The organism is Moorena sp. SIO3B2 (assembly GCF_010692525.1).
Taxonomy (GTDB): domain Bacteria; phylum Cyanobacteriota; class Cyanobacteriia; order Cyanobacteriales; family Coleofasciculaceae; genus Moorena; species Moorena producens.
The window spans coordinates 1-3,257 of sequence record NZ_JAAHHE010000407.1 but is presented as its reverse complement, the minus strand read 5'-3'; the positions used below and the strand labels follow the sequence as shown (position 1 = coordinate 3,257).

Annotated in this window: 5 protein-coding genes; all 5 read left to right on the top strand. The window is 43.5% G+C overall.

All coding sequences use genetic code 11. From position 1 onward, the window contains the following. Nucleotides 1-401 precede the first annotated feature (401 nt). The gene (locus F6K38_RS34780; protein WP_287359667.1) at nucleotides 402-569 is read left to right on the top strand and encodes a hypothetical protein; all 168 of its coding nucleotides are present in this window, start codon (nucleotides 402-404) and stop codon (nucleotides 567-569) included. After that, the gene (locus F6K38_RS34775) at nucleotides 544-1,518 is read left to right on the top strand and encodes a hypothetical protein (RefSeq protein WP_287359665.1); all 975 of its coding nucleotides are present in this window, start codon (nucleotides 544-546) and stop codon (nucleotides 1,516-1,518) included. Before F6K38_RS34780 ends, F6K38_RS34775 begins: the two co-directional genes overlap by 26 nt. After that, a complete protein-coding gene (locus F6K38_RS34770; RefSeq protein ID WP_287359664.1) occupies nucleotides 1,515-2,369 on the top strand; it encodes a phage baseplate assembly protein V in 855 nt (284 codons plus the stop codon). Before F6K38_RS34775 ends, F6K38_RS34770 begins: the two co-directional genes overlap by 4 nt. Next, nucleotides 2,369-2,890, top strand: coding sequence for a hypothetical protein (locus tag F6K38_RS34765; protein WP_287297715.1), 522 nt, complete (start codon nucleotides 2,369-2,371; stop codon nucleotides 2,888-2,890). The genes F6K38_RS34770 and F6K38_RS34765 overlap by 1 nt, the downstream gene beginning before the upstream one ends. A gap of 134 nt (nucleotides 2,891-3,024) precedes the next feature. Then, a partial coding sequence (locus F6K38_RS34760) for a hypothetical protein (RefSeq protein ID WP_287359663.1) occupies nucleotides 3,025-3,257 on the top strand: 233 nt, incomplete at its 3' end.

Sequence of the window (3,257 nt, the reverse complement as noted above, 5' to 3'; positions counted from 1 at the left end):
GGTAATAGGTAGTAGGTAATGGGTAATAGGTATTAGGTATTAGGTATTAGGTATTAGGTAGTAGGTAGTAGGTAGTAGGTAATGGGTAGTAGGTAGTAGGTAATAGGTAATGGGTAATAGGTAATAGGTAGTAGGTAGTAGGTAATAGGTAGTAGGTATTAGGTATTAGGTGATTGGGAGGGTAGTGCTATGTTAAGTTGATCTTGATGGCTAATTTTTACGATTACCCATTACCCATTACCCATTACCCATTCCCCATTACCCATCACCCATTCCCCAGGGTGCATCTCATTTTTGCCGTTTGACCAGATGGTGCGTTACGGGACGGATTGTCCTAACACTGGCTACCAATACAATAATGGCTCCCCCGTCCCTAACGCACCCTACGAACATTTACAAAAGTGAGATGCACCCCATTACCCATTCCCCATTACCTATTACCTATTCCCCATCACCCATCACCCATTACCTATTACCTACTACCTATTACCTATTACCTACTACCTACTACCTATTACCTATTACCTATTACCCATTCCCCTGATGTTAAAAATTGGTTACACCATTAAAATTGGTAGCGTTGTCTGTAACGCAGGGCAACAAACGCAGCTCATTGAGTTGCGATCGCATAGTGAGTTAACTATTCCGGTGAATACCTGCTGTCTTGTTCTAGGGTTGCCACAGGGTTTAACTATCAGTCCAGAAGAGCTGGTATCGGTGGAATTGGGCGATGAGAATAAGCAAACGTTAGTCTTTACCGGTAAGGTTAGTAGGGTAGACTGGAGCATTGACCGTGTCAGGATTGAGGCGGCCAGCACTTTTGGGAGTTTAACCGCAGCTCGGTTAAATCGGGTTTACGAAAAACCGAATGCTGGGGATATTGTCAAAGATATTCTCAAGTGGGGCAAGGTGAAGGTGGGGCAAGTGCAGAATGGTCTGAAATTTTCGGTCTATGGGGTGGGAGATTTGATGTCAGCTTATGACCATCTCGAAACTTTAGCACAACAATGTGGCTTTGATTTCTATGCCAACACCCAAGACAAAGCTGTATTTGCTAAATATAAACCTGCCAGTAGCCATCAATTCAAGTATGGGGAAGACATTCTGGCCTTGGAATTGGAGCAACCCCATCCTGGGGTTGAGAAGGTGGAAATTTATGGAGAAAGTCCCAGCAGTCAAGGACAAGGAGAACAGGCGTACTCTTGGCTAACCAAAAAGGAGGTTAAGGGTACTGCTGGTTCCGGTTCTGGTATCACTACTCTACGACTGACTGACCCCACAGCTCGTACCCAGGCAGTTGCTCAGAAAATGGCTGAGGCGGTTTTGGCTAAGCAGCGCCAGAAGCAACGGGGTGAAATTAAGGTGCTAGGTAATGCTAATGTCAAGCTAGGAGATGAGATCAAGGTGTCAAAAATGCCGATGGCTACCCTGAATGGTAGCTTCAAAGTGACGGGAGTAAGCCACCGTCTCAATCGCCGTAGTGGTTTTTGTACTGTAATTGATTGGGAGGAAGTGTGACAGACTCGATTGTTGGAGTAATGCAGAAGGTTGCTCAGCAGGAAGCACGTAAAGTTTACACTACTGAGTTGGGCATTGTGACAGCGGTGTTTCCCCATACCTCTGAGAGTGACAAGGACAACTACCAATGTTCAGTTAAGTTAAAGAACAAAAAACAGCCAGACGGCAAAGACTTTGAACTGCGGAAAGTGCCAGTAGCAACTCCCCATTTAGGACTGGTTAATATTCCCAATGTGGGAGATTTGGTGTTAGTTACCTTTATTGGGGGTAATCTCAATGCTCCTGTGATTATTGGTCGGCTCTACAATGACCAAGACCAACCCCCTGTCAACAAAGAAAAGGAATTCTACCTACAAAATAACCTGAAAGAGGGGGGTAGTTTTAAAATTGATCAGGAGGGGGTAGTTACTGTTACTAGTAAAAATGAGAAGCAGGTGATTACTGTCGATGATCAGAAAATTGATCTCACCAACGAAAAGTGCCATGTCACCCTGGAAGGAGGAGATGCCACCCTGAAAAATGAAAAATGTACTGTGGCTTTATCTGGTGGTAATATCACTATTGATAACGGCACCTGCAAGATTAAAGTTGAAAGTGGCGGCATCACCATTGATGCAGCTAGCTCTAATGTCACCGTCAAAAGTGTAGGTTCGATCAAGATTGGGGATGCAAGCACGGCTTCTGTGCAAGTTGGTGGACGGTTACCGGCTAATGCTGTTGGTGATAATGACGATATTATTCTGGCTACCCACACCCATGTGGGTAATCTCGGCGCTCCCTGTCCGGTGATGGTGCCAACAGAGAAGATTAATTCAATTCAGGCCAAGGCGAGAAATACCAAGGTGGGGTAATGGTTAGAATCAAAGGGGCAAACAGCGATTATAAATTTAAGGATGGCTCAATTCAAGAGGTAAAAGGGGACCATCCTGTTTACCTCAAAATTTTCATCTGTCCTTATGATATGCCTGGCCCCATTGAGGAACCTGATGAAAATGGTTGGTGTGAGGGCACAGATGATCAATGTCCTAATGGAGAAAATAGCTCTGGTCATGCTCTAATTTGTTTACATCAAGAGGATGGTATTTCCCTAGAAACGAATAACAAGGTAACTGCCACAGGAACCTTTGTTGCTGAGAAAGGCATTGTTGCTGAGAAGGGAATCACGATTAAGGATGAGCTGGTGTTGGATGTCTCAGAGGCAAAGGCGGGGCTTGTGATCAAGATGAAAGGAAAGGAAATGTTACGCCTTAATATTTCTGAGCAAGGTGATATCGAATTGTCCCCTCTTAATCCATCAAAAACTATTAAAATCAATGGCAAATTGGAGGTAACTGAAGGCTTGACGGTTGCAGGGAAGGAGTTACCAATTTAGGGAATTTAGAATTTAGAATTTAGAATTTAGAATTTAGAATGGGGAATCGGGAATGGGGAATCGGGAATCGGGAATTGGTAAAGAATATTATTTTATTTTGGTGTAGACAATTAAATTATAAATAGAGGAGATTAATGAAATCACAGGTTCAAGAAGCGGTCAACATTGCTCAGTCGCTTTCATTAGCAGAGCAGCTTGAACTACTCAAAATACTATCCACAATTATTCAAAAGAACCATGCCCTAGAAACTCAATCTATACCAGAAGGTGATAATACTGAGTTTTCAGCAGAAAGTTTTAGCAAGTCTTGGCAGCAAGCTGTGACTGGACAAACCTTACCCATTTCTCAAATCTGGGAGGGAATTGA

Coding starts and splice junctions, on each gene's coding strand:
- F6K38_RS34765 (WP_287297715.1), top strand. CDS start 2,369: ATGGTTAGAATCAAAGGGGCAAACAGCGATTATAAATTTAAGGATGGC.
- F6K38_RS34775 (WP_287359665.1), top strand. CDS start 544: ATGTTAAAAATTGGTTACACCATTAAAATTGGTAGCGTTGTCTGTAAC.